Annotated in this window: 19 protein-coding genes, 2 tRNA genes and 1 pseudogene; 7 read left to right on the forward strand and 15 right to left on the reverse strand. The window is 71.4% G+C overall.

From position 1 onward, the window contains the following. From C1A33_RS22415 to rpsD, 3 genes are all read right to left on the reverse strand, one after another. Window positions 1-2,043: LysM peptidoglycan-binding domain-containing protein (locus C1A33_RS22415; protein WP_207770443.1), on the reverse strand; the 2,043-nt coding region annotated here is incomplete at its 3' end. Window positions 2,044-2,293: 250 nt separating this feature from the next. Beyond that, window positions 2,294-2,707, reverse strand: coding sequence for a hypothetical protein (locus C1A33_RS22420; RefSeq protein WP_101833341.1), 414 nt, complete (start codon window positions 2,705-2,707; stop codon window positions 2,294-2,296). 868 nt (window positions 2,708-3,575) lie between these two features. Beyond that, window positions 3,576-4,181: a 30S ribosomal protein S4 gene (gene rpsD, locus C1A33_RS22425; RefSeq protein ID WP_101833342.1), complete on the reverse strand. Its 606-nt coding sequence runs from the start codon at window positions 4,179-4,181 to the stop codon at window positions 3,576-3,578. Between rpsD and C1A33_RS22430 the strand changes: the two genes are divergently transcribed. After that, window positions 4,159-4,875: a hypothetical protein gene (locus C1A33_RS22430; protein WP_243407829.1), complete on the forward strand. Its 717-nt coding sequence runs from the start codon at window positions 4,159-4,161 to the stop codon at window positions 4,873-4,875. The two genes, rpsD and C1A33_RS22430, sit on opposite strands and share 23 nt — an antisense overlap. A gap of 21 nt (window positions 4,876-4,896) precedes the next feature. On the opposite strand, the gene C1A33_RS22435 is transcribed toward C1A33_RS22430, so the two are convergent. The 5 genes from C1A33_RS22435 to C1A33_RS22455 form a co-directional block, all read right to left on the reverse strand. Beyond that, window positions 4,897-5,181: a hypothetical protein gene (locus C1A33_RS22435; protein WP_101833344.1), complete on the reverse strand. Its 285-nt coding sequence runs from the start codon at window positions 5,179-5,181 to the stop codon at window positions 4,897-4,899. A 43-nt stretch (window positions 5,182-5,224) separates the two neighbouring features. Then, on the reverse strand, window positions 5,225-5,494 hold the full coding sequence (locus C1A33_RS22440; RefSeq protein ID WP_101833345.1) for a pyrophosphorylase: 270 nt from the start codon (window positions 5,492-5,494) through the stop codon (window positions 5,225-5,227). Beyond that, the gene (locus C1A33_RS22445) at window positions 5,430-9,809 is read right to left on the reverse strand and encodes an FtsK/SpoIIIE domain-containing protein (RefSeq protein ID WP_243407831.1); all 4,380 of its coding nucleotides are present in this window, start codon (window positions 9,807-9,809) and stop codon (window positions 5,430-5,432) included. Before C1A33_RS22445 ends, C1A33_RS22440 begins: the two co-directional genes overlap by 65 nt. Before the next feature lie 348 nt (window positions 9,810-10,157). Further along, window positions 10,158-11,060, reverse strand: a complete 903-nt coding sequence (locus C1A33_RS22450; protein ID WP_243407832.1) for a GGDEF domain-containing protein — start codon at window positions 11,058-11,060, stop codon at window positions 10,158-10,160. Window positions 11,061-11,647: 587 nt separating this feature from the next. Then, window positions 11,648-12,277, reverse strand: coding sequence for a DUF305 domain-containing protein (locus tag C1A33_RS22455; RefSeq protein WP_101833348.1), 630 nt, complete (start codon window positions 12,275-12,277; stop codon window positions 11,648-11,650). A gap of 509 nt (window positions 12,278-12,786) precedes the next feature. Here C1A33_RS22455 and C1A33_RS22460 point away from each other — a divergent pair. Together C1A33_RS22460 and tnpB are read left to right on the forward strand one after the other, a co-directional pair. Beyond that, window positions 12,787-13,354: pseudogene (locus tag C1A33_RS22460) on the forward strand (IS607 family transposase). Next, on the forward strand, window positions 13,351-14,667 hold the full coding sequence (gene tnpB, locus C1A33_RS22465) for an IS607 family element RNA-guided endonuclease TnpB (protein ID WP_101833349.1): 1,317 nt from the start codon (window positions 13,351-13,353) through the stop codon (window positions 14,665-14,667). The pseudogene C1A33_RS22460 and the gene tnpB overlap by 4 nt, the downstream one beginning before the upstream one ends. A gap of 6 nt (window positions 14,668-14,673) precedes the next feature. Here the strand turns inward: tnpB and C1A33_RS22470 are convergent, their stop codons facing one another. The 5 genes from C1A33_RS22470 to C1A33_RS22490 all read right to left on the reverse strand — a co-directional run bounded on the left by C1A33_RS22470 (window position 14,674) and on the right by C1A33_RS22490 (window position 19,569). Next, window positions 14,674-14,928: a hypothetical protein gene (locus C1A33_RS22470; protein ID WP_133150792.1), complete on the reverse strand. Its 255-nt coding sequence runs from the start codon at window positions 14,926-14,928 to the stop codon at window positions 14,674-14,676. Window positions 14,929-15,127: 199 nt separating this feature from the next. Next, window positions 15,128-15,218 (reverse strand) — tRNA-Ser (locus C1A33_RS22475). Between the two features lie 117 nt (window positions 15,219-15,335). Beyond that, complete coding sequence (locus tag C1A33_RS22480) at window positions 15,336-17,783, reverse strand: [protein-PII] uridylyltransferase (RefSeq protein ID WP_101833351.1); 2,448 nt, start codon at window positions 17,781-17,783, stop codon at window positions 15,336-15,338. Window positions 17,784-17,944: 161 nt separating this feature from the next. Then, a complete protein-coding gene (locus tag C1A33_RS22485; RefSeq protein WP_101833352.1) occupies window positions 17,945-18,286 on the reverse strand; it encodes a P-II family nitrogen regulator in 342 nt (113 codons plus the stop codon). Beyond that, window positions 18,283-19,569, reverse strand: a complete 1,287-nt coding sequence (locus C1A33_RS22490) for an ammonium transporter (RefSeq protein WP_101833353.1) — start codon at window positions 19,567-19,569, stop codon at window positions 18,283-18,285. Before C1A33_RS22490 ends, C1A33_RS22485 begins: the two co-directional genes overlap by 4 nt. 267 nt (window positions 19,570-19,836) lie before the next feature. Here C1A33_RS22490 and C1A33_RS22495 point away from each other — a divergent pair, with 267 nt between their 5' ends. Continuing rightward, window positions 19,837-21,210, forward strand: coding sequence for a C40 family peptidase (locus C1A33_RS22495; RefSeq protein WP_243407833.1), 1,374 nt, complete (start codon window positions 19,837-19,839; stop codon window positions 21,208-21,210). A 99-nt stretch (window positions 21,211-21,309) separates the two neighbouring features. Here C1A33_RS22495 and C1A33_RS22500 read toward each other — a convergent pair whose 3' ends face one another. After that, complete coding sequence (locus tag C1A33_RS22500) at window positions 21,310-21,999, reverse strand: metal-dependent transcriptional regulator (protein WP_101833354.1); 690 nt, start codon at window positions 21,997-21,999, stop codon at window positions 21,310-21,312. Window positions 22,000-22,198: 199 nt separating this feature from the next. Between C1A33_RS22500 and C1A33_RS22505 the strand changes: the two genes are divergently transcribed. The 3 genes from C1A33_RS22505 (at window position 22,199) to C1A33_RS22515 (ending at window position 24,371) form a co-directional block, all read left to right on the forward strand. After that, window positions 22,199-22,423, forward strand: coding sequence for a DUF3039 domain-containing protein (locus C1A33_RS22505; RefSeq protein WP_101833401.1), 225 nt, complete (start codon window positions 22,199-22,201; stop codon window positions 22,421-22,423). Between the two features lie 199 nt (window positions 22,424-22,622). Then, window positions 22,623-22,695: transfer RNA gene (locus C1A33_RS22510), tRNA-Arg, on the forward strand. 470 nt (window positions 22,696-23,165) lie between these two features. Then, window positions 23,166-24,371: a malic enzyme-like protein gene (locus C1A33_RS22515; protein WP_243407834.1), complete on the forward strand. Its 1,206-nt coding sequence runs from the start codon at window positions 23,166-23,168 to the stop codon at window positions 24,369-24,371. Window positions 24,372-24,929: 558 nt separating this feature from the next. On the opposite strand, the gene C1A33_RS22520 is transcribed toward C1A33_RS22515, so the two are convergent. Beyond that, complete coding sequence (locus C1A33_RS22520) at window positions 24,930-25,373, reverse strand: type II 3-dehydroquinate dehydratase (RefSeq protein ID WP_101833355.1); 444 nt, start codon at window positions 25,371-25,373, stop codon at window positions 24,930-24,932. Window positions 25,374-25,655: the final 282 nt, after the last annotated feature.

A 25,655-nucleotide genomic window follows, 5' to 3' on the forward strand; every position in this document is an offset into this window, starting at 1 on the left:
GGTCGTCCGACCACATGTTGGTGGCCAGCTCGAGCGCTGCCGCGATCGCGATCGGGTGGAGTCGTTGTCAGGGCCCGGCGGCCGCGCGTCGACCGGGCCGGCGGGCTGGGGTACGAGGCCGGAACGGGACGGTGTCCAGGGGACAGCGCCGGGCACCGTTCCAGGTCTTGCCGGTGGCCGGGTGATGTCGTCGTCCGTCCCCGGCGCACGGGCACCGGGTGCGTGCGATGCCGCCCCGGCGGTCCCGGTACTCGGGGATGTCGTCCCGGCGGGGTAGGCGGCGCTCGATCCGCCGGCCGTTGACTCCGCTCCGGCTGCCCCGGCCCCCGCCGGCGCCCTTCCGGCCGCTCCCGGCGGCACGGCGGCCGCGGCGGCTTGTGGCGAGGCCGGGGCGGCGGTTGCCGGGTGACGGAACAGCGCGGCGATCGCTCGGTACTCGGCTGGGGCCACGCCCTGCGCCCACACGTCGACGCCGAGCACTCCGAGCGACATCCGTCGGTCCGCATCGACGGTGAAACGCCACCGTGCCGCGGGGGAGTCGCCGATCGTCAGGATCCCGATGGCATGGCGGCGCCCCTGTGACATCCTGATCAGCCGGGCGGTCTCGTTGTCCTCGGTCGGCTGCGCGAGGATGAGCAGGTCGGGGGCGAGCGCTCCAGGGTTGCCGGCGATGCGCTGGCCGGCCTCCAGCGGGAAGTCGTCGCCGTCCTCGTCCGCGTCCGCGTCCTCGGGTCCTGACAGCTCGTCGAGCGCGTACCGAACGTCCGGCGCGGCCCACAGCCGTTCTGGTGCGACCTCCAGAAGTTCGCCGAGCGCGTCGTCGGGCGGAAATCCGACGAAGCAGACGCGCAGGTCGTCCGACCACATGTTGGTGGCCAGCTCGAGCGCTGCCGCGATCGCGATCTGTGTCGCGACCGCTCGGTCGCCGAGGAGGCTGATCACTCCTGGCGCACCTTCGATGTCCACCAGGATGCGGCTGCCGCCGTCGTCGTGCCCGAAGCTGACCAGCGCGGGGAACGGCGCCGGCACTCCACCCGGTGCCGACGGGCCCAGGTCCTCGCCGAGACTGTCCAGGAGTCCGGGGATCCGATCGATCCGCCACGAGCCCGCCACCTCCCCGGGCACCCACGGCGCAGGAGGAGGTTGGGCCTCGGCCGGTGCCATGTGAAGGATCATGGTCTGGTCGGTGAGGATCGCCGCGTAGACGGGCGGGAGCAGGCGTCCCTGGGCGGTGAGGCCGGAGGCGAGGGCTCGAAGAGCGCGGTCGACGAACCTGGCCGCGTCGGGGTCCGCGGCGAGCAGCAGCGCCTGCTCCGCCGCCGTCGGTGCCGGCGTCGCCCCGGCTCTCCGCTCGGCCAGCGCGACAAGGACGCCGGCCGCGAGAAGCCCGGCGCCGGCAAGGCCCAGAAACTCCGGTTCCGGCGTGTGAAACGCCGAGATCGACACGGCCGGCGTCTCCCAGCCCGCCGACGCCGTGTCGCTGGCCGCGGGATCGGCCGCCGTGTCCACGTTCGGGCCGGCGCCAACGGCGTGCCGGCTGTGACCAGTCCACGTCTCCTGTCCGCCCCCGCCCACGCCGGAACCTGGCGGTATGGACTCGGGATCGTGGGACCAGGCGATGTCCCTGATCCTTCCGCCCGCGAATCCCCCATCCGCGTTGCCCGGCGGCAGAGCGCTGTCGTCGGCGTCATCGACGAGGTCGGCGTCGTCATCGAGCGTCGTCGCGGGATCGGCCTGACCGGCGGCCTCGGACCAGACGTTCGCGGCGTCGGGAACGTGTAGGACCCGCAGGCCCTCGCCCTGGGCGTCAGCGGGTAGGAGCAGCACCCATCCAGCGTGGATCAGGGAAGGTTTGGACAGGGTTCGCCCGTCGGGTTGGGTCCGGCCTTCGTTGAGGTCGAAGATCTCTCGGTATCGCAGGCCGTCGCCCAGGAACCGCTCGGCGATGCCCCACAGAGTGTCATGATGTCGCCCCTCGGCGGGGCGCACCTCGTATAGCTTGACCACCCGATCCCCGGGCATCAGCCGGCGGTGCTGGTCCATCACAGGACTGATCAGCTCGGGCCGGCTTCCCGGCCGGTCAGACGGCCATCCGGTCGTCTGACCGGTGGGCTGTGGACCGGTAGACGCGGCCTGCTCTGGCTCGGACATGACGCCGTGTGCCGATCCGGTCTCTGCCGGACCCGGCGTGTCAGCGCCGGGGCCGACCGTCCCAGCCGGCCCGCCGAACAGATCGTCGTCGTATCGGTCGTCGTAGCCGTCGCCGTGGCGGGTCACCAGGCCATCGACGGCATCATCCGGGTAGGGCGGCTCGAGGACCGGGCGGACGGTGGCGCCGGTGGCTGTTCCCACAGGGTTGCCGGATGCCCGCTGCGGCGTGACGCCGTGACCGTGGGCCGGGGCCGGCCGTCGCCTGACTGTAGGTCATCGGGACGATGAGCGCCGTCGTGCCCGAGAGGAGTAACGCGGTGACGATGAGCCGGCGGGCGAGCGCCTGGGGCGCGCCACCGAGGGGAATACGCGGCGCGAGACCGCTTCCCCGCACCTCGGCCCGCCACTCCGCGATGAGGCACGCGAGGAAGTGCGCCCATGCGGCCCAGAAGAGCAGGGACACCACCGCGCGTGCCACGGCTCCGGCTCCGTCGCCGGCCTGGATCGGCGGACCGAGCGCCACGACGAGCAGCACGGGGACCCCGGCGATCGCCATGACGATCGCCGCGAGTGCGGCAGCTGCACGCCGACGGTCCCTCGCCCGTTCGTCGCCGGTGGAGGTCGGCAACGACTGGCGCGCCGGGACTCCCCGTGCGGACGTGCTCACCAGCTCCGACTCGCCGGGAGGCCGGGGTGCCGGTCGGGAGGCCGGGGCGCCCGGCTCGGTGACCGGCGGCCGGAGGTGCCTGGAGCGAGCAGGCGGCTGGGACGGCGACGGTGCCGGGGGGAACGGTGATGGTGACATGGATCGTCCCCGATCAGGTACAGGGTCGGGCGGACGAGCGTGCCAGTCGCGGGGCGGCGTTGGTCCGTGGGGCACGCCGTGTGGCGCTCATGCTAGGGCGGCGGCGACCGGAATTTCGTGTGAAGCAGTAGTTCCATGGCCTTCCTGTGACCATTGACTGGATCCGATGGTTGGGAAGACGTAGTTCTACCTGGCGGTGAACGGTGTGGTACTGAGAAGTGCGGCCGGCCGGCCGAGGCGGGGAAGTTCGCTGGGAGCGGTGCGCTGTGGGCATCCGGCCTCCTCACGCCGCTGCGCCGAGTGGTGACAGCAGGACGAACAGGTTGTAACCGTACCAGTGCGGTCGCGGAACGGGAGCGGTGGGGTGACGTATTTGACGTCTTCCCTGCACGATGAGCATCCATTACGCCTGATGGCCTTCGGGTTCGCTGGTTGGTCTTGCACTGAGTAGTCATCCGTCCCCGATTGTCCGTGCTCGGAGTACTTCGCCGCGGCAGGCGAAGTGGGTCGGGAGGCGGGGCGATCCGGCGGCTGTCGGTTCGCCCCGCCGGTGCTCCCGAGCGGTACCACGCGCGCGGGCGACGGCTGTGGCACCGGTCGCGGGCTGGGGCGCGGCGGCTCAGCGTGCGTAGTACTCGACGACGAGCTGCTCGTCGCAGACGATCGGGATCTCGGGGCGGCGCGGCCGTCTCTCCGTGATCACGGTGAGTTCGCGTTGATGGACTTTTAGGTATGGCGGCGTGCTGGCCGTCGGGGCCGGCCCGTCCGCGATCAGTCGGAACGGGGGCGTGGAGCGGCTGCGGGGCGCGACCGAGATGACGTCGCCCGGCTGCACCCGCCGCCCCGGGCGGTCGACTCCGCGGCCGTTGACGTGGATGTGCCCGTGGCTGACGAACTGTCGAGCCTGGTAGATCGTCTTTGCCAGGCCGGACCGCCAGACGGTCGCGTCGAGCCGGGTCTCCAGGTCCTCGAGGAGGGCGTGACCGGTCCTGCCGGCGCTTCGCGTTGCCTGGGTGAACGCGGCGCGTAGCTGCTTCTCGCTGATGTGGTATTGGAAGCGCAGCCGCTGCTTCTCGCGTAGCCGCTCCTTGTAGGGCGTCATCGTCACGCGGCGCTGACCGTGGACGCCCGGGGGGAACGGGCGCCGCTCGTAGTACCGCACGGCCTTGTCCGAGAGGGGCAGGCCGAGGCTCCGGCTCAACTTGACCACCGGCTTGTGGCGCAACGTCGTCTCCTCCGTTAAGTTAGGCGAACCTAAGCAAGGGAAGCTTAACCACAGGTTGACCTGGAGGTATGTGATGGCGGACCAGCGGCGAGGCGTGGACAGCGCACCGATCAGGGCTGCCAGATCCCTGATCAGGTCAGCGCCGTACGCGAGCCTGGCCCTGTGGGGTGGGCGGGTGGTGCACGGCCTGCGCTTCGTGACGACGGTCGAGTCGCTTCCAGGTGCCTTCTCCGGCCCAGTGGTGGTGCACGGCCATCCCGGTGTGTCTCCTGCCCATCCGGTGGTCGGCTCGTCGACGGCGCCCGAGCTGTCGCCGATGTCATCGGTGGTCGATGGCACCACGGCGTTGGAGGCGGCGCATCTCCTGCTGCTGGTGCCGACTGCCGCTGGGGCGTGGCCGCAGAGCGACGACATGGCCGCCCGGGTGAACATGTCTGGATCCGAGCCGAGTACGCGTCGTTGGGTGTCGGTGGCGCTCGGCGGTTGGGTAGCGTCGCTGCCCCCCGAGTTCTGCCGGGCGGCCGCCGTGCTTTTCGCTGAACGGCATCCGACGCCCGATTTGTTCGACCTTGGCACCGGCTGGACGATCCTGCGAATGGAGATCGCCGAGGCGGTGGTGCGCACCGACCGGGTCTGTGCGTTGCTCGACACGGAGGAGTCGATCGGGCTACTCGCCGGCGAACCTCGTGACTGAACACCGGCCGGCAGCCACCGATCATCCCGCGTTCTGAATCTCGTTCTGGATCTCGGCGAGCCTGGCCCGCAGCTGGTCGAGCTGGGTGTGCAGATCGGTGAGGGTCCGCTCGTAGCTGGGCCAGACGTTGGTCCGGAAGTCGGCCGCTCCACGTCCGTCCCAGTTCTCCGGGTCGGTGAGCACTCTGGCGATCGAGCGCAGCTCGTCGAAGTGGTGTAGCAGCGTGCCGTTGACGATCGAGGCGAGGTCCGAGACGGCGGATGCGGCCTCCGGAGTGCTACGGACGGTGATACCCGAGGTGGTCATCGCTCTCCTTGCTCTGGCGGTACGGCGGGATCGTCGGCGGTGGTCAGCTTCCCGCCGCCGCGGTCCTTCTGTTGATCTCGGCGATGCCGTGCGCGAGCTCGGTGAGGTCGGCGTGCAGATCGATCAGCGCGCGCTGGACCTCCGGCCAGATCTGGCTGCGGAAGACCTGCGCCTTGGGGCCCTCCCAGAAGCGCGGGTCGGCCAGCGTGTTGCCGTGGTGGACGAGGGTCGTCGCCGTTCTTTGCAGATCAGGCAGCAGCTGACCCATCCGGGAGGCGGCTTGCATGGCTGCCGGAGTGGTGACCGTTCTCATGACGCGTGGGCTCCCGGTTGTGGTTGGGTGCGGCGGTGGGGGACGGCGATGGTGGCCGGGCAACCTGCACGGGCCGCAGGCGCCCCCGCCGGACGAGAACCCCCCGCCCCGGCGGCACCGGTCCGCTGCCTGGACGGGGAAGGCGCGTTCCCAGGAGATCGCCGTCGGTCACACGCCTCGGCGCGAGTAGCAGACCGTGCTCCTCTCGGCGCACGTCGACCGTGAAGCCGCGGTACTGCAGAAGCAGATCCTCGGTTGAGCCAGCAATGATCAGAATCCCGCCGAGATCGCGTGCGCGTCTCCAGTAGTCGGCCAGCGCGCTGGCGGCTGGCTCCCCGACGAGCTCCGCATCGTCCACGAGCACGACCGGTGCCCTGCCCGCTGCGTCGATGGAGGGTGTTCCGTCAGCTCCAGCCCCTGGCCACAGCAGCCTCGTGACAGGGTGAAGCTGCTCCGGGGGATTCGGCCGGTTCTGCGTGGCATGCCCGGAGAGCGGGCTCAGGCCGGCGTCCAGCACGACCACCATGTTGCGGTGATCGATCAGGTTGCGCAGGGCGCAGGCTCGTGGCGTCACGGCGACGAGGGCCATACCCTGCCGCAACAGAGCCAGCGAGATGGTGACAAGTGTGGAACTGCGGCCGGATCGGGGCGGCCCTCCCACCACGAAGCCGGTGTCGTCCGAGAGATCGATCTCGACGGGGGAAAGATCGTCACCACCCAGACCGAGCGGGACTCGGAGTCCGGTCGAGAGCAGCGGCGCTGGCCGGTCGCGTAGTGCTGCGGCCATCTCAGCCGCTGTCACGCGGGTGGGCAGTGCCTCCACGCGGAAAGGCCGCATGCCTCCCGAGGCCGGGACGGTCGCGGGGGCCAGGACCGAGGCCCGGGCCCCCAGCGAGCGCAGGGCCGCGGCCTGGCTGCGTCCGGCGGGCTCGCCATCGAGCAGTCCGACCTGCACCTCAACCGGCGTGGCGAAGCGTCCTCCGGTCGCCAGAGCTCGCCCCGCGGGCAGGTGTCCCGGCAGCGTCGCCGCGGTGATTCCCGCGAGAGCGTAGTCCGCGGGATCGGCCATGCGCAGGATCAGGCGTTCGTCGACGAGGGAGGTGAGGCGTCCCGTCAGCCCGCGCCGATCCGTGGAGAGGATGACCCGCAGACCGGCCCCGAGGCCCTCCCGCAGCAGCCGCATCAGGTCCTCAACCAGATCGCCACCGTTCAGGTCCTCGAACTCGGCGAGGAATCCTTCGAATCCGTCGAGGAGCAGAAGAAGATACGGCAACGCGGCCCCGGGGCCCGCCGAGCGCCGAGCCTCGAGCAGGTCGGCGACACCGTCGACGGCAAAGCGGCGCCGTCTCTGGTCGACGACGGCGATCAGACGGGCGAGCAGGCGGCCGACGCGCTCGGGGTCGTCTCTTCCGACGAGTGCCCCCGTGTGCGGCAGTGCCGTGATGGCGGCCAGTGCTCCGCCCCCGCAGTCCAGGCCGTAGAGGTGAACGTCGCGAGGGGACAACGCGCCCGCGACCGCACCGGCCACGGCACGCAGCGCTGTGGAACGTCCGGATCGCGCCGCGCCCACGACCAGGAGGTGGCCGCCGTGTTCCAGATCGACGGTGAACGGGTCCTGCCGCTGCCGGTCGCAGTCGTCGACGAGTCCGATGGTCACTGGCCGCACGGCGTGAACCGCGGCCGCAGACAGGGGAGGAACCGGCGGAAGGGCGGACAAGGACAGGCGTTCGGGCAGGGGAGGGAGCCAGGGGCTCGGCTGGGAACCGATCCGCAGGCAGGCGGCTGCTTCGCGCACTGAGTGGACAAGGGCGGTCAGCTCTGTCGTCGGCGCGTATGACGTCGCCTCCGGCTCGGCAGCGTCGACGAGCGGTCGGAGATCGGGCCACGGAAGGCGGGTGACCTCCAGCCCCGCTGGCGTGACCAGGTCGTCCGGTGAGGGGGCGCTGGCCCAACCGGTCTGCACCACCGTGACCCGATCGGGGCCGCATCGCACCACGGCGCGTCCGGGTGTGCTCGGGTCGATCAGAGCGGCGTCCGGGCTGCCCACGACGTCCTCGCTCTCGGCGATGTCCGTTACGCGCAGGGCGACGCGGAGGTTGGTGTTCGCCCGGATCTCGGGCGAGACGACGCCGCTGGGCCGCTGTGTCGCCAACAGGAGGTGGAGCCCCAGGGAACGTCCGCGTTGGGCAAGGCCGACGAGACCGGAGACAAAGTCGGGTAGCTCCCGGGCCAGCGTGGCGAACTCGTCGACCACGAGGACGAGTCGGGGCGGAGTCGCCGCCGGCCGCTGCCCGGGTGGCAGCCGGCTGAGGGACTCGAGGTCCCGGGCGCCGTAACGGGCGAGCAGTCCCTCGCGCTGCCGCAGTTCGGCTGACAGCGACGTCAGCGCCCGCCGCACGAGATGTGGATCGAGGTCCGTCACGAGGCCGAGGGTGTGGGGTAGTCCTGCGCATTCGGCGAACGCGCTGCCGCCCTTGTAGTCGACGAGCACGAATGTCAGCTCGTCCGGACGGTAGGCGACTGCGTGCGCGGCGATGATGGTCTGGAGCAGCTCGGACTTGCCCGCTCCCGTGGTCCCCGCTATGAGCCCGTGCGGACCGTCAGCCTGAAGGTTCAGGGCGAAGACGGCCCCACCAGCGATGCCCACCGGGACGGGACGGCCACCGGTGGCGGGACCCGGGGATCCGGCTGATGCCCACCGAGCGGCGATCGCGGTGGCGGTCGTGCCATAGGGGGCCAGAAGCTCGGACAGGCGGACGGACCCGGGGAGCCCGGTGTCCTCGCTGATGTCCCGCAGCGGCGCGAGCGCGCGTGCGACCGACTCGCACCATCGAGAGGTGCCCGCCAGCCCAGTCAGACTTCTACGTCGGCCGGCGGGTCCGACGAGATCCGGCCGGACCCGCCGGACTGTTGAGCCCTGGTCTCGGCGCAGTGTCAGGTACTCCCCGTCCGCGTCCACGACGGTCCGGCACTCGACGGGAAGGTTCCGAACGGCAGTCTCGAGGCACACGATGTGGACACCGAGCTCAGGTCCGGTGCGCAGCAGAGCGATCATCCCGGGAACGGCCCGAAGCGCTCGGGCTCCCTCGATGACCACCAGCACGTCACGGCCGCGCGCGATGCCTCGGGACCCCTGCTCCCTCCGCCCGTCGATCAAGGAGAGCAATTCGGCGACCTGCGCGGCGCAGCCCACCTCGCCCGCGGCGAACGACACCAGTCGCGCATCGGCGCTCTCGTACCGGCAATGCGGCAGCCAGCGGAGCCAGCGCCACGCGTCGGCGTCGCGTGGCTCGGCCACCAGAACGCGGACGGCGAGCTCCGCCGGGCTGTGCAGTACGACGGCCTGGGCGACGAGCCACGATCCAAGTTCGCTGGCGCCACCGGCAGGTATGGCCACGCCGGCCACGCCGTGCTCGGGCAGGTCGATCACGGCGGGAAAACACGCCCTGAGCGGACTGGCGGCCCGCGCCGCCGTCGAGACCGCCACCGTGCTGGGCTGCTCCGCTGTGCCAACTCGCAGCCGCAGGTAATCCGCGTCCTCGGGGCGCCTCCGCCACAGCCCGGCATCTCGCTGCCAGGCGATGGCGAACAGGGCTGCCGGGTCCGGGTGGTCCGTGTGCCGTTCCCGCTGTTCTCGTCGCAGGGCCTGCCGCGCCGCCCGCTCGACGGCGAGGCAGGTTCGCTCGTGCCGAGCCTGGTCGGACCGATGAGAGCTGCGGTCTCTGCGCCGGGTGCTCAGGACCGACGCGCCAAGGGTCAACGGGCCGACAGCGGCGAACAGCAGGAGGGACGCTGATCCCAGGATCATGGCCATGCCGCCGGCGGCGAGCACCGGTAGAAGCGTCGCCAGGACGGGGACGGGCATGGAACGCGGACGCGTGGGTGGCACTGGGAGCGTGAACGCGGTCGCCGATGGCGTTGGGCGAATTCTGGGCGGCCGGTTGACGTTGAACCGAGGGGCGGGCAGCTGAGCGCGCGCGGCCTGAACGGCCGGACGCGTGAATCGCAAGGTGGCAGGTGGCGTCCCCACCAGCGCGACGATCGTTCCCTGGGGCATGGCCGGTGGTCGCGAGATGACCCGCGTACCCGTCCCGGGTATGAGATCGAATGTGCCGTCGACGGCCACGCGCACCGTGAGCAGCGGTGGCCGCGGAAGTCCGCCGCCGAGGGTGATCACTCCCCCTGGTGAGACGCCGACCCGGTGCTCTCCGGCGGGCAGCGGGTGGACGACGCCGGCTCCCACACCCGTGACGATCGCCAGGTCAAGCAGGCCGGCGCTCGACGAGCGGCGAGCCTGCGACGCGTCCAGGAGCACGACCACGCCCTCATGAAGCGGGGAGCAGCCGAGTGGCAGGTCGGGATCCAACGCGCGAGGGCTGTCAGCGAGGCTCAGCGACGGCCCGGCCCGTGCGGATGCCCGATCTCCGGTGCTGGGTCGGATGACACAGGCGAGGGCGGTGGCGAGGTGCCGGACGGTATCGCGGCCGTCGGCTCTCAGAAGCACGTCGGCGTGCGTGCCCGTACGGGAATCGTGGACGGTGAAGGAGAGCTGCATGGGCCGAAGAATACGGCCCGGAATCCGATCCTGGCGAGGCTGGGCGACGCTGCGTATATGAATTTGAGGTTGTGGTCGTGGGGTGGCAGATTGGAATAGCGAAAGCCTCTACTGCGGCGTGGAGCGAGATTTTCGGTCGGTCCGTCGCCTGTTCCGGGAACGCACGCGGATCACCTCGGCGCCGGCCCTTGCCACCAGCGCGTCCCCGGTCTCCTCAGACGCGGAGGCGGCGGACCGGGAGGAGGCTCCGCGCCGGGACCCCTTGCCAACAGGCCCTGCCTGAGCGGAAGATGCGGAGGCGACGGCGAGCGCGACGCCGACGCTGACCGACAGATGGATCCGGTGGCCGTGTACTTCGAGCGGCTCATCGAGCGCGGCCGCCAGTCGCTCCGCCAGATCGGCCGCCGCCTGAGCCGTTTCGGTGTCGGAAAGAACCACGAATTCGTCGCCGTCCCATCGACCGATGATGTCGCCGGCTCCCAGTACGCTCGAAAAGCGCCGAGCGGAAGCATGTAGCGCGGCATCGCCAACCGTGTAGCCGAAGGAGTTGTTGATGTGGCGAAACGCGTCCAGGTCCAGAAAGAGCACTGCCGGACCGGATTTCCCGGGTGACGCTCCCGTGTCCGCGCGGGCGTCGGCCGTGGGATCGGCGGTCAGGCGGGTTGTGAGCAGGGCGCGCAGGGCGGTCCGGTTCGGCAGGCCGGTGATCGGATCGGTTGTGGCCTGGCGGCGAAGATCGTCCTCGCGGTGGCGTCGGTCGGTGACGTCGTCAACCACGACGAGCAGTCCGTTGCCCCGGACGAGCGTGCTCAGCCGTACGTCGAGCCAGCGTTGGCCGCGGACGGCCGGGTGGGGCATCTCGACGCGGGCCCTGGTCCGACGTCGATCGATCAACTGGCGCGACAGTGTCGCCAGCATCCGAATCGGCGCGGCCGGATCGCCCGGCAGACTCCCGTGGACGCGGGTCTCGGTGGCGCCGGCGGCGTCGCCACCGCGCGCCGCCGCCTCCATGGCGTGCTCACAGGCGACCAGCCAGCTCATTCCAGGTCGAACGGGCAACAACGCGACCCCGGTCGCGGCACTACGCCGCCAGGCCTCGTTGAGCCGAACCACCGTTCCGTCCGGCCCGAGGACGGCGACTGGAGTGGGAAGCGAGTCGAACACGGCCGCCGCGACATCATCGGTGATCACCGAGCAGGGATCCTTCCGGCTACCGGACCAGGTGGCGGTGGAACGCCGCGTGAGAGCCCCTACTCGCACGGCACGCGCTATCGCGCAAGGAGACCGATCCGGCCGGTTCTGTGCCGGTGAGGGTCGCCGCAGTGATGCCAGACCGCATCCTTCCGGCGACGCTCGACGGGCAGTCTCCACTTTGTCGAACAGTGTTCGGGGAAAGGTCTGCGTGAGGGCTGGACATGTGTTGACATAGTGACTGCGTGCGCATTCAGTGATCCTGACGCCGGAGCGGCGAGCGGTGTCGCGATGGGAAGCAGCCGACCCGCGGCGCGTCGCCTGACCGCAGGGACGGGGGCCGCGACCGACGTCCCCTGTGGCGCAGGGGCGACGTCAGCCCGCTCGCCTTCCGGCAAGCGGGTGGGTCAGATTCCCTTCAACAGCTCACGCATTCGGGTGATCTCGCTGGTCTGTGCGCTCTTGATGTCGGTCGCGAGCGAGCGGGCCGCCGGGTTGACTCCATCGCGGAGCTCTCTGCTGGCCATGGCGAGTGCGCCCTGGTGATGCTCGATCATCATCGTGAGAAACATGCGGTCGAAAGCGGTGCCGCTGGTGTTCCTGAGGGTGGTCATGGCGAGGTCGGACATCATTCCGTCCATGGTGCCCATCGGCTCCGCGGGCGTCGTGCCCGCGTTGGGCATGACGTGGTCGTGACCGGCGGGGCCAGGCATCGATCGGTCATCGCCGGCATCGTCCTGCGCCGGCTCCGTCGCCTGCCCCCAGGCCTTGAGCCAGCTGGTCATAGTGGTGATCTGCGGCGTCTGCGCGGTGCGGATCTGATCCACCAGCGTTTCGACCCTGCCGTCTCCGGGGCGCGTCGGAGCGAGATCCGCCATTTCGATCGCCTGTCGATGATGGATGATCATGTGCTGGGTGAAGGTGGTGTCGGCGCCGTTGTGGGCGCCGCTCCCCGGATCGTCGCTGTCGTTCCCGCCGCAGGCCGCGAGCAGGGCCGCGGTCGCGATCATTGAGAGCAACAGTGCCAGTCGTCTCATGGTGAAGCGATCCCTCGTTCTGTCGGTGCGTAGCCGTGGTCGGGTGCCGGTCAGGGGTCCGCGGAGGGATGTCCTGGGCGGCAGCGGCCGATCTACCGGCGAAGCACGCAGAGCTGGGCGAGCGAGGGAGTAGCGGAGTGCCAGGACTCGCCAGGGGGCGGCCGGCCACCAGGCGAGCATGCGGACCCGCAGAGCAGGCACCGTGATGCGGAGACGGCAAGAGCACCGGCGAGGAGCAACGCGAAGGCCAGCAGTCCCGTAGGGCGGAGAAATGCCAGGCACATCGCGCCGGTATGCAGATGGTGAGGTGTGTGCGCGACGGAGCGGGGGTGCAGGCTTGGATCGGGCGCTGCCAAGTTCGTGTGAGCCATCCGCGCCTGGCGGCCAGGCGGTGCTGGGCCGCCGGACGGCAACGCCGGCATGTCGCCGTTCCAGGGTGCGCCGAGGGGGCCGTGAACTGCTGGCCTAGTGGCGCTCAATAGTACTCTTTGGCCCGCTATAATGGTCAGGTGAACCTGAAGGAGTGGGCCGAGTCGCGGGGCGTCGCGTACGTGACCGCCCGGCGCTGGTACGCTCCGGGTCCCCGCCCGCAAGGTTGGCGGCCTGATTCTGGTCGGCGACGTCGAGACACGGCTGGTGCCATCTGGTGTGACGGCGGTGTACGCCCGGGTGTCGTCCGCTGACCAGAAGGCCGACCTGGACTGGCAGGTCGCCCGGGTCACCGTGTGGGCGGTCGGGCAGGGCCTGCCCGTTGGCCGGGTCGTGACCGAGGTCGGTTCGGTGTTGAACGGCCACCGCGGGAAGTTGTTCGTGTTGCTGGGCGACCCGGGGGTGAGCGCGATCGTCGTCGAGCACCGCGGCCGGTTCGCGCGGTTCGGCGCCGAATACGTCGAGGCGGTGTTGGCCGCGCACGGCCGGGAGTTGCTGGTCGTCGACCCGGCCGAGGTCGACGATGATCTGGTCCGGGACATCACCGAGATCCTCACGTCGATGTGTGCCCGGCTGTATGGCCGCCGCGCGGCGGCGAACCGGGCTGCCCGCGCGGTCGTCGAGGCCACGAAGGACGGTCCGGTGTGAAGACGATGCAGGCGTACCGGTTCGCGCTTGACCCGAACGACGCCCAGCTTGCCGGGCTGCGACGGCACGCCGGGGCGGCCCGGTTCGCCTACAACTGGGGTCTGGCGCTGGTGAAGGCCGCGCTTGCCCAGCGCGACGCGGAGAAGTCCTACGGGATCGACAGCGACCAGCTCACCCCAGTGCCGTGGACGCTGCCCGTCCTGCGGCGGGCCTGGAACGCGGCCAAGGACGATGCCGCCTCATGGTGGGCGGAGTGCTCGAAGGAGGCGTACTCGGCCGGGCTGGACCAGCTCGCCCGTGCGTTGAAGAACTTCGGCGACTCCCGCAACGGGAAACGCAAAGGCCGGCGGGTCGGGTTTGCCCGGTTCAAGAAGCGCGGCAGGGCACGCGACAGCTTCCGCTACACCACCGGCGCCTACGGTCCGGCGGATGACCTGCACGTCAAGCTGCCCCGGATCGGGCGGGTGAAGGTCCACGAGCCGATGGGCGCGCTCACCGGCCGGCTTGCCGACGGCCGCGCCCGGCTGCTCGGCGCCACCGTGTCCCGGACCGCCGGGCGCTGGTATGTCTCGTTCACCGTCGACGCCGACCGTGAGATCCCCGCCCAGCCCGGTCGCGGCGGCGTGGTCGGCGTCGATCTGGGCGTGAGGCACCTTGCTGTCCTCTCGACCGGAGAGCGGATTGCGAACCCGAAGCACGCCCGGCGGTCCGAGCGCCGGCTGCGCAGGGCATCCCGGGCCTACGCCCGGGCGAAGCCAGGAAGCGCCGGACGGCGCAAGCGGGCGGCCGCCCTCGGCCGGATCCACGCCCGGGTCGCCAACCAGCGTCGCGACGGCCTGCACACACTCACGACCCGGCTCGCGAAGAACCATGACGTGATCGTGGTCGAGGATCTCCATGTCGCCGGGATGGTCCGTAACCGGCGGCTCGCACGCGCCGTCTCGGACGTCGCGATGGCTGAAGTCCGCCGGCAACTCGACTACAAGACCCGCTGGTACGGCTCGACGCTCGTCGTCGCCGACCGCTGGTATCCGAGCTCGAAGACCTGTTCCGGCTGTGGCTGGCGAAACCCAAGCCTGCCCCTGTCGGATCGTACGTTCACCTGCCAGTCCTGCGGGCTGGTAGCCGACCGCGACCGCAACGCCGCGGTCAACTTGGCAAACCTCGTCGCCGCCAGTACATCGGAGACGGAAAACGCCCGTGGAGTCGACCAGAGGACCCCGCTTGCGGGGCAGGTGGCTGTGAAACAGGAACCGGGCACGGCCACGGCCGGTCAGACCCGGGGTGCCCCACCATTAGGTGAGGCGGCATGAACGGCGCTATCGAGCGCCCTCATGCAACGGCATCGCCAGACGGTCGCCTGACGGCGTTGGGATGCCGGCATGGCTGGCGAGGGGGGCGTGGCTGGCGGGGGCGGCATGGCTGGCGAGGGAGGCGTCGCTGGCGAGTGAGGCATGGCCGGTGTTGATGGACAGGCCGGCGTGCATGACGAGGACGCCGAGCAGGAGCGGCACGGTCAGCCAGAGTCGTGACAGCCCCGCGCCCCGAGCGAGTGGACGGGGCCGGACAGGCACGCCTTGGATGGTGCTCCGCCGACCGGCTGGTCGCCGAACCGACAGGCACCTCCGGACAGTGACCCGGTCCCACGAGGCAACGGCGAGACGTGATCGCGGGAACCGGTGCTGCCCGCGGAAACGGAGGCCCACGCAGACGTCCCGGCGAGGCTGGGCTGCTCGTAGGGCCAGTCGTGCGACGGACCCCGGGAGCGAAGGGCGGAGGCTCCGGGATTTGAACCCGGGAGGGGGTTGAAGCCCCCAACCGCATTAGCAGTGCGGCGCCATAGACCGGACTAGGCGAAGCCTCCCAACGTGCGTGCTCATCATAGCGTCTCCCCCGCGCGTGCCAACGGGGCGGGTCCTGCCCGGAGCGCGCGGGATGGATCACACCACGGTGGGCGCGGGCCGGCGGGTCAGGTCTGTGGTCAGGCCGGGATGGCCGACGCCTCGGATGACGGGTCCGCTCGCGGCTCGACGCCCGTGGCGGGCGTCGTCGCGCCGCTGCCCGTCCCCGGGAGATTCCCGGCAGGCTCGCTGGTGCCGGCGGGGGCCGCGGTTGCGTCGCTGTCCGCCCGCCCGCCCAGCGCGGTCAGCACCGCGTGCGCGATCTCGGCCCTGCGAGCTTCGTCGGCCACCGGGCCGCCATCGGCCTCACGCAGGTAGAAGGCGTCGACCACGTCGAGTCCGAGGGTGGCGACGATCGCGGTGGCCACGTCGAGGCGCAGGCCGGAGAGCTCACGCACGATCCGGAACAGGACGCCCGCGCGGTCGGGGGCCCGCACCTCGAGGACGGTGGTGGTCCCGAGGTCGTCGAACAGCACCTGCGGTGGCCCCGGTGTGGTCCACTGCTTCACCCCGGCGTAGTCGCGTTCCCGGGCGGCGAGACGCTCGGCGATGTCCACCGTGCCGGCGAGCACCGCGCGCAGGTCGGCGAGCAGTTTCGCCCGTTCCGGCGTCCTGCCGTGCGGCGCGGCGACGGCGGCCTGCAGCAGCGCCCGCCCATCCTGGCTGCGGGCGGAGGCCCGGCGGATGTCCAGGCGGTTGAGCGCGAGGACGCCGGCTGTCACGGCGAGCAGGCCGACCTGGTCGGCGGTGACCACGACGATCTCGAACATGCCCTCGTCGGGCAGCGGGTTGACCTGGACAACGTGTTCGTCGGGCAGGGCGAGCAGCGCGCGCTGGCGATCGTCGAGGCGCGGCGGGCAGGGGACCCGCTCGCCGTCGAGGAGGGCGCGGGCGCGGGCGACCAGATCGCCGATCAGACGGGCCTTCCAGGCGTTCCACGCGGTCGGGCCGGTCGCGCGGGAGTCGGCCTCGGTAAGGCGGTGCAGTAGCGACAGGATCCGGTCGCTGCCAGCGGCGGTGGCGACGGCTCGGATCGTGGCCATGTCGTCGATGTCGCGTCGAGTCGCGGTCTCCCCCAGCAGCAGGTGATGGCGGACCATCGCGACGAGAACCTCGACGTCCTCGTCGGGCAGACCGAGTCGTGGGCCGATCCGGCGGACCTGCTCGATGCCCGTGTCGGTGTGGTCGCCGGGAAAGCCCTTGCCGATGTCGTGCAGCAGGGCGCCCAGCAGGAGCAGGTCGGGACGGTCCACGTCCCGGGTGAACGCGGCCGCCCGCGCGGCGGCCTCCATCAGGTGCCGGTCGACGGTGAAACGGTGGTACGGGTTGCGCTGCGGTCGGCTGCGCACGGCTGCCCACTCGGGGAGCAGACGGACGAGCAGACCGACCTGGTCGAGGGACTCCAGGACGCCGACGGCTGCGTCCCCGGTCGCGAGCAGGGCGACGAGCGCGTCGAGGGCGGCAGGCGGCCAGGGAGCGGGCATCGGCGGTGCCTCGCGGGCGAGGCGGTCGACGGCGTAGCGGCCCAGCGGCAGGCCGGTGCGCGCCGCGGCGGCGGCGACCCGCAGCACCAGGATCGGGTCCTTCGTCGGCTCGGCGTCCAGGGCGAGCTGGATCTCGCCGCCCTGGTCGATCACCCCTTCGTCGAGCGGGCGGCGAACGGGGCGCCGGCCGGGCCAGCGCGACGTGGAGCGCAGGCCGGCGAACGTCCGGTACCAGGTCGCGTCCCAGGCCCAGGAGATCGTCCGGCCGGCGTCGGCGACCGCGTGGGCGAGCGCCATCGAGTCGGCGTAGCCGAGGGCCTCCGCGACCGCGGTGCCGTCCTGCAGCAGCAGCCGGTCCTGTGCGCGCCCGGCGCTGAGCCGGCGGATCTCGCCGCGGGCGTCGAGGAGCACCTCGGCGGCGGCCAGCACCCGCTCGGAGGGGACCTCGGCGACCCAGGCGGCCGCAAGGGCGTGCAGGGCGTCGACGTCACGCAGGCCGCCGCGGGACTCCTTGAGGTCGGGTTCGAGCAGGAACGCGACCTCGCCGAGGCGGGCCGCGCGCTCGGCGACGGCGGCCGCGAGCTCGGGGAGGCGTTTCGGCGCGCGGGTGCGCCACCGGGAGCGGGCGCGGCGAGCCAGGTCCTTCGAGAGGTTCTCGTCGCCGGCGATGTGACGGGCGTCGAGCAGACCCAGGGCCGCTTTGAGGTCCTCGTCGGCCACCGCGTTCGCCTCGTCGATCGTGCGCACGCTGTGGTCGAGGCCGATGCCGGCGTCCCACAGCGGATACCAGATCGCGTCGGCGAGGGCGGTGATGTCCCGTCGTGCGCCGTCGTGCAGGAGGACCAGGTCGAGGTCGCTGCCGAAGGCGGGCTGGGCCCGGCCGTAGCCGCCCACGGCGACGAGGGCGACGCCCGGGCCCGGGTCGCCGAACAGCTCGAGGAGCACCTCGTCGGCCAGGTCGGTGAGCTGGCGGCGCAGGGCGGCCCCGGTTGCCGTGGGGAGCGGGTCGTGGCGTCCGCGCAGGATGTCCAGACGGTCCTTCATGGCTGTCTCCTCCGCGAGCGGAGTCCGGCCGTGGCACCCGTGGAACACCTCGGCCTGCCGGACGCATGGCGCGGCACCGCGCTGGTGATCGCGCGGTGCCGCCTCATGTGATGGTGCGTGGTGGGTGCCGGCGTGGCCAGCACCCGGACGTGCCGGGGTGATCAGAGCGCGTCGGTGCCGCGTTCGCCGGTGCGGACTCGCACGACCGAGTCGACCGGGACGACCCAGACCTTGCCGTCGCCGATCTTGCCGGTCTGCGCGGCCGCGGTGATCGCGGCGACCAGGTCGTCCGCGGCCTCGTCGGCGACGACGATCTCGATCTTGATCTTCGGGACGAAGTCGACCTTGTACTCGGCGCCCCGGTAGACCTCCGTGTGGCCCTTCTGGCGGCCGTAGCCCTGGACCTCGGAGATCGTCAGGCCGTGCACACCCAGCTTCTCCAGCGCCGTCTTGACGTCGTCGACCTTGAACGGCTTGATGACGGCGGTGACGAGCTTGGTCATGCCTGGGCCTCCTCAGGCACCTTGACGGAGCTGACGGACGACGACAGCGAACCGGCGCCGCCGATCGAGGTGTACCGGTAGGCGGTCTCGCCGTGCAGCGCCTCGTCCATGCCAGTGAACTGGTCCTCCTCGCTCAGCTTCAGGCCGATCGTGTACTTGATCGCCAGCGCGATGATCGCAGTGACGACAGCCGAGTAGCCGAGCGTTGCGCCGACGGCCAGCGCCTGCTCGCCGAAGACGCTCCACGGGCCGCCGTAGAACACGCCGTCCTTGCCCGCCGAGTTGGTGTCCACGGTGGCGAACAGACCGGTCAGCAGGGCGCCGAGCACACCACCGACGAGGTGGACCGCACCGACGTCGAGCGAGTCGTCGATGCCGACCTTGCCCTTGATGGACGTGGCCAGGGCGCAGACCACGCCGGCGATGCCGCCGACCGCGATCGATCCCATCGGCGAGACGAAACCACAGGCCGGGGTGATGGCGACCAGACCCGCGACCGCACCGGACGCGGCGCCCAGCGTGGTGGCCTTGCCGTCGCGGATCCTCTCGATGACCAGCCAGCCGAGGATGGCGACACCGGTCGCGATCTGCGTGTTGAGCAGCGCCACACCGGCGAGCTTGTTCGCGCCCAGCGCCGAGCCGGCGTTGAACCCGAACCAGCCGACCCACAGGATGCCGGTACCGAGCAGGACGAACGGCACGTTGTGCGGGCGGAAGTCGCCGCTGGGCCAGCCGGCGCGCTTGCCGAGCACCAGCGCGAGCACGATCGCGGCGATACCGGCGTTGGCGTGCACGACCGTGCCACCCGCGAAGTCCATCGCGCCGCGCTTGAACAGCCAGCCGTTGGTCGCCCAGACCCAGTGGGCGATCGGCGAGTAGACGAACAGCGACCACAGCGTGATGAACACCGCGAAGGCGCTGAACTTCATCCGGTCGGCGATGGAACCGGTGATGAGCGCGGGGGTGATGATCGCGAACATCATCTGGAACGCCACGAACACCACGTACGGGATCGCGGCATCGCCGCTGGTCAGGTTCTGCAGGGCGAAGAAGTGGAAGCCGCCCCAGAACCCGTTGCCGTCACCGAAGGCCAGGCTGAAGCCGAGGACCGACCAGACGAGCGTGATCATGCCGATGGTGAAGAAGTTCTGCATGATCATGCCGAGGACGTTCTTCGCACGGACCATGCCGCCGTAGAAGAACGCCAGCCCGGGTGTCATGAACAGCACGATCGCGGCACTGGTGAGCATCCACGCGGTATCGCCCGAGTTCAATTTGTCCATTTCACTCCTGTCATCCCCCCGCGCGTTGCGCGGACACTACGCTCACCCGGTCGCCGGCCACGCTGCGCTCGTCCCGGATCCTCGGGTCCGAAGGTTCGGCAGGATCTGTTCCCGACCTGTGTCTAAGCTGTTTCTGACGTGTGAAATCGCTGAATTGGGCGACCTGTGGCCCGTTTCGGCGGTCTCACAGTGGGTCTCCGGAGACTCTGCGCCCACTTCGGCGTGCTTCCGTGACTGTATAACTGCACACAGTTACGGTCCGGCGGTGTGAGCAGCGTCCCCACGGAGGGCCGGCGCAACGCCGGCGAATCGTGTTCCGAGACCCGCCACCGCGACGCCGACTCGGGCGCCGATATCGACGCCGACGCGGGCGCCGATATCGACGCCGAAGACGCGTTCCGGGCGCGCCGTGGACGGGCCGACGTCCCGACTGCGGCTTCGTGTCCACCAGACCCACCGCGCGCATCCCGCCAGGCGGTCTCGTGCCTCACGGGGCTGCTCCTGGCCGCGCCGATGGCGCTGACGGGCCTGGCCGGCGCGGCCTGGGGGGCGCCGGGGCCGGCGGCACCCGCCACGTCCTCGAGCCTCGCCGAGGTCCAGGTGGAGATCGACCGCACGAAGGCGGCGCTGGACGCGTCGGTCCGGCAGTCGGCGCGGGCGGCGGAGGAGTTCGACGCCGGTCGAATCCGGCTCGCGGCCGCCGAGCGGGCCGCCTCCGCCGCCGCTGCCCGGGTGGGGCGGGCCAACCAGGCCGTGCGGGCGGCCTCGGATCGCCACCGGGGACTGGCCGTCTCGGTGGACCGATCCGGGGGGTTCAGCGAGCTGTCCCTGCTGCTCGGCGGTGACCCGCGCCGCGCGCTGGACCGGCTGGGTGCCGTCGACGCGCTGGCGCGCCGCCAGCGGGTGGCCGACGGCGGGCTGCGTCTGGCTCGCCGGGATCTCACCGAGGCGCGGCGGGAGGCGGACGACGCGCTCGCTGGCAAGAAGAAGATCGTGGATGACCTCGCCGAGCGGAAAAGCGCCCTCGCGGCCACCGCCACGGACCAGCAGGACCTGCTCGGTCAGCTCCAGGCACGCTTCGCGGAGCTGGAGAAGCGGGCCAGGGCGCGGGCGGAGGCCGCCCGGCGGGCCAGACAGGCCGCGGCCGCCGCCGCGGCCGCCGCGGCGGCGCGGCAGGCCGCCGCCGAGAGCGCCCGCTACGGACAGCAGGCGGGTGCCGCGGCGGCGGCCGGCAAGGGCTTCGCCGCCACGCCGGTCACGGCCGCGCCAGCGGAACCGCCGCTGGGCAGTGGCGGCGCCGGGACGGCCGTGCGGGAGGCATACGCCCAGCTCGGGAAGCCGTACGTGTGGGGGGCGGAGGGACCGGGCACCTTCGACTGCTCCGGCCTGACCCAGTGGGTGTGGCGGAAGGCAGGTGTCGCCCTCAGCCACTACACGGGCTCGCAGTGGAACGAGGGGCGGCGGGTGAGCCGTGCCGAGCTGGTCGCCGGTGACCTGGTCTTCTTCCACGCCGACATCGACCACGTCGGCATCTACGTGGGAAGCGGAAAGATGATCAACGCGCCGCGGACCGGCGAGGTGGTACGGGTCGAGGACGTCTGGTGGTCGAGCTTCCAGGGTGGAGTGCGACCGGGTGCGTGAGTCCGCCCCGGAGCTGGCCGGGTCCGCCGGCCCTGGGGCGGCCGAGCCGCTGGCCGGTAGCTGAAGGCCGCCGGCGCGAGCCCAGGGCGGACGGAGGGATCAGCGGTCGACGTAGACGAGCGCCGCCGTGCTGCGGCTGATCTCCGCGTCGGTCTGGCCGTTGGGGGTCATGATCCGGATCAGATCGCCGCGGGAACCCGGCATCACCTGGGCGCCCGGCACGATGGCGGCGTCCTGCAGGCGACGCATGGCCGACTCGTCGGTCTGCAGCCGTTCGGAGATCCAGCTCACCGTCACCGGCTGGCCGCCGTTGGCCGGGGCGCGGTCGGCGGAGGCGAGCAGGCTGACCGGCGCGGTGGCCGGGCGTGTCTGCTCCGGGTGCTGCGCGGGCGGGATCTCGTTGCCGAACGGGCAGCGCTTCGGATCGCCCAGCAGGACCGTCAGCCGCGCCTCGACCTCGTCGGAGATCACGTGCTCCCAGCGGCACGCCTCGTTGTGCACCAGGGCCCAGTCCAGCCCGATGACCTTCGTGAGGAGCAGCTCCGCCAGCCGATGCTTGCGCATGACGGCGGTGGCGCGCATCAGGCCTTTCTCGGTGAACTGGACGGTACGGTCATCGGCGAGGGACACGAGGCCCTCGTTGGCCAGGCGAGCCGTCGACTCGCTGGCGGCAGGCGCGCTCACGTGCAGCCGTTCCACGAGGCGCGCGCGTAGCGGGGGGATGCCCTCTTCCCTCAGTTCATACAGGGTGCGGAGGTACATCTCGGTACTGTCGATCAGTCCAGTCACCGGTCTCCTTCGTCCACTCCAGAGTACGCCGCGCCCGTGAAATGCAAGTGCCATGTGTCCCGTGGCGGCTGTGTCCGTCGGACCACCGTGGGCGTCCGTGGCGACACCCCGAGCGGCGCCCGTCACGGGCCGCCGCAAGTCGGACCGCGCCCGGCTCGCCCGCGCCGGGCACGCCGGGCACGGCACTAGAATCGCCAGCATGAGCACGACTCAGATCGCACCTGAGACGTCGGACACCCGCACCAACGAGGGTGACGACCACTCCCACTACGCCCGCCGCGAGGAGATCGTCCGCGCGTCGATCGAGGGCGGCCGGGTCACCGCGCTGTGCGGCTACAAGTTCGAACCCGTCCGGGACCCCTCGCGGTTCCCGATCTGCCCGAAATGCAAGGAACTTGTCGAGATAGCCCAGCAGTTCGGCTGACCGGCGGTCCGCGCTGCCGGACGCCGCCTCGGCGGCTCCCGGGGGAGTGATTCTCCGGGAGGCTGCCGCCCGCGCCCCCATGGCCGTACGATCAGCCGCAGTGGCGTCCCGGGTACTCTCGATCGTCGAGAGGCACCGGGCCCGGTGCGCCCGAGCCACCTCAGCACGTCACGACGTGGTCGTTTCCACCTCGTCCCATGCCCCAGTAGCTCAGTGGATAGAGCGACCGCCTCCTAAGCGGTAGGCCGTAGGTCCGATTCCTACCTGGGGCACTTTCTCCCGTGGCGTACGCGTTTTCTCCCGTGGCGTACGCGTTCGCCGCGGTGGACCGCGGTCCGGCGTGTGCCGGTGCGTGACCTGCGAGCGCGCGGTGTGGCGTAACGTGGGAAAAATCCGGCGATCCGCCGGTCGCTCCGGGTCGTCCTGACGTGGGACCGGGCGTCGCGGAGCGCGGGGTCGGGATGACAGGCCCGGTGCGACGAGCGGAGCGGTCCGGCGAGGACCCGGCCTCCGCGGCTGGTGTTCCGCCCGGCTGGTGATGCCGGGACGCGGCGGGACGTGCGATGAGATTCGACGGTGACGCGGTGAGGATCTCGGGCAGGCGGCGGGATAGTCGACGATCGTCGTACACATGGCGCAACCGCCCCGCCCGATGCCGGCCTCGACACCGGCGACGCGGCGGCGGACGGTTCGGCGCCGCGGGCGTTCGCCCGCCCGGATTGACGATCATGGAGAGTGCCTCGTGACCCAGGCCAATCCCGCATACAGCGTCACGGTTCGCGTGCCGGGCACGGCGCGGCAGGTCATCGACGCGGTGGTCGCGGCGGCTCCCGGGGCCATCACCTGCTACGCCGACGAACCGGACCCGGCCGGCAGGCGGATCACCCTCGACGCGGACAGCGCAGCGACACTGACCTGGCTCATCCACGCCCTGCGCAGCCGGCTGGGCGCGGACCTGCTGCAGACGGAGGACCCGGTGTTCGTCGTCGCGTCCACCGGCAAGCTCACCCAGTCCCTGTGCGCGTCCGTCATCACCGGCCACGACCTCGCGCTGCTCGACGCGGACGCCGACCGCCGGGTCATCCGCCACCTGGCCAGCCACCCCACGCACACCGACCTGTTCACCGGGCGGCCGCGCCGGGTGGCCCTGCTCACCGATGCCAGTGCCGTGCTCGACTTCGAGCCGCTCACCGCCGAGGCGGCCCTGCCGGCGGTCGAGTCGCAGGCGGTGCACCTGCACCGGGCGACAGGGCTCGACGTCATCCCGATGCCGATCGCCGCGCGGGACGCCGCCGATCTGGGGCTCGCGATCGGGATGATCGCCCCCGGCTTCGCGGCGACGGTGCTGGTCCACACGCATGTCAGCCACATCGACGCGGTGCGCGCCGCGCCGGCGGCCGCCGGCGCCACGCCGTTGCTCGACACACTGAACGACGGCCTCGCCGTGGCGGCGACCGCCGCCGCGCTCAGCCATCTGCTCGCCCGCGGCCTGCCGCCCGGGCGGGCCCGGGTGGTCGTCGTCGATCCCGCCCGCGGCGGCGACCTCGCTGGCCTGCTGCTCGCCGCCGGCATCCGTGACCTGACCCTCTACGACCCGCTCAGCTACGGGATCCAGCCGCTTCACCAGCTCGCCAACGAGCTTGACCTGGTCGTCGACCTGATCGGCCTGGCCTCCCCGCCGCGGGGAGCGCCCGTGCTGCGCATCCGGCCGGAGACCCCGCCGCCGCTGGCCTCGGCGACCTCCGGACCCCGGCCGCTGCACGCGCTGCCGGGCCTGCTACGCGCCGCTGTCCGCGCCCACCGGGCGGTCACGATGGCGGCCCGGCTGGCCGCCGTGCGGGCGCTGGTGGATCTCACCCCGCCCGGCGGGCTGCTGCCGCCGCTCGACCACCCGCGCCTGACGCCGGCCGTCGCCGAGGCGGCGACCCGGGCGCTCGCGGAGGACTGACCTCCGTTCACCGGGTCTGTCGCGTCACCGGGTCTGTCGCGGCGGCCGGCGATGCCCGGCAGGACAGTCGCGCATGTGTCGGACCGCCGACAGAGTTGGTGCCGGAAAGGCCGCCTGCCGTTTCGGTTTCCCGCCGCTCCCACGCCGCCGCCGATCGCGCGCCGTTGCACCCCGGTCCACGCGGCGGTCCGCCGACGGGACGGGCCTCATGCACCTTCGGTATTCGGGCCCGTGTCAGTAATCCACGGCCCCGCGGCGCGGCACGGTCTTTCCCAGGCCTGGGCCATGTGGCCGACAGGTGGCGTGGCGGTAGGCGACGGCTGAAATTCCGGTAACGAGGTGCCCCGTATTGTCGCGCCCTCGCGCCCGGCATTCCGGTGCCGGCCGGAGATCCGGCTCACCTCGGCCGGCGGCGGGGTGGCGGGGCTCACCGCCGGGACGTTCTGCGGACACGCGCTCCCCGCGGCGCGGGCGCTCCCCAGCCGTGGAAGTCCGTGGGCGGAGGGTGCGGTCCCCGCCGGCGCGCTCGGCGGGGACCGGGCCGTTCAGACCCGGCGTTCAGTCGGTCCCAGCTGGCACGAGCTCAAGCAGCGCCTGGGCGGCGAGCTCGTAGCCAAGCGCTCCCAGGCCCACGACCACCCCCCGTGCGAGTGCCGAGAGAATCGACTCGTGCCGGAATGTCTCGCGTGCCCAGACATTCGACAGATGGACTTCGATCCACGGATTCGGATAGTTCGCCAGGGCGTCCCGCAGGCTCCAGCCGTACATCATGAGCGCGCCCGGGTTGACTATCGCGCCGACCGAATCATAGTTATCCTGTATCGCATGGATGAGTTCGCCCTCGGACTCGCGCTGGACCGAAACCAGTTTCCAGCCGCGGTCGGCGATCCGGGTGGCGACGGCGGATTCGATGTCCGCGAGGGTGGCCGTGCCGTAGACCTCTGGCTGGCGGCGGCCCAGTATGCCCAGGTTCGGGCCGTTCAGAAGAAGGAGCGTGCTCACCGGACCTCATCATCGCTGTAGCCAAGGGGCCCGGTCGGCCGGCGCCCTGTCGGGCACAATATCGCAGTTACGCTGGGGGTCGCTGCCGGGCGATGGGCGGTAAAATCCCAGCGTGGGTGGGTCTCGGCAGGATGCTCATGGTGCAATCATTGTCATGTTGTTGTTCATTGCGTGATCGGGTCCGGGTGACGGCAGGCTGTCTCAGGGCGTTGCGGTACCGTCCGTCGCGCATGCACTCGTGCGGATTCTTCGGGCAACCCAGGGTAATGAACCGTCGACGAC

This window comes from Frankia canadensis, assembly GCF_900197875.1.
Taxonomy (GTDB): Bacteria; Actinomycetota; Actinomycetes; order Frankiales; family Frankiaceae; genus Frankia; species Frankia canadensis.

Excerpts from the sequence above, each read along its gene's own strand:
- C1A33_RS22420 (WP_101833341.1), bottom strand. The coding sequence starts at position 2,707 with ATGGCGATCGCCGGGGTCCCCGTGCTGCTCGTCGTGGCGCTCGGTCCG.
- C1A33_RS22435 (WP_101833344.1), bottom strand. The coding sequence starts at position 5,181 with ATGACCACCTCGGGTATCACCGTCCGTAGCACTCCGGAGGCCGCATCC.
- C1A33_RS22440 (WP_101833345.1), bottom strand. The coding sequence starts at position 5,494 with ATGAGAACGGTCACCACTCCGGCAGCCATGCAAGCCGCCTCCCGGATG.
- C1A33_RS22450 (WP_243407832.1), bottom strand. The coding sequence starts at position 11,060 with ATGGAGGCGGCGGCGCGCGGTGGCGACGCCGCCGGCGCCACCGAGACC.
- C1A33_RS22455 (WP_101833348.1), bottom strand. The coding sequence starts at position 12,277 with ATGAGACGACTGGCACTGTTGCTCTCAATGATCGCGACCGCGGCCCTG.
- C1A33_RS22480 (WP_101833351.1), bottom strand. The coding sequence starts at position 17,783 with ATGAAGGACCGTCTGGACATCCTGCGCGGACGCCACGACCCGCTCCCC.
- C1A33_RS22485 (WP_101833352.1), bottom strand. The coding sequence starts at position 18,286 with ATGACCAAGCTCGTCACCGCCGTCATCAAGCCGTTCAAGGTCGACGAC.
- C1A33_RS22490 (WP_101833353.1), bottom strand. The coding sequence starts at position 19,569 with ATGGACAAATTGAACTCGGGCGATACCGCGTGGATGCTCACCAGTGCC.
- C1A33_RS22505 (WP_101833401.1), top strand. The coding sequence starts at position 22,199 with ATGAGCACGACTCAGATCGCACCTGAGACGTCGGACACCCGCACCAAC.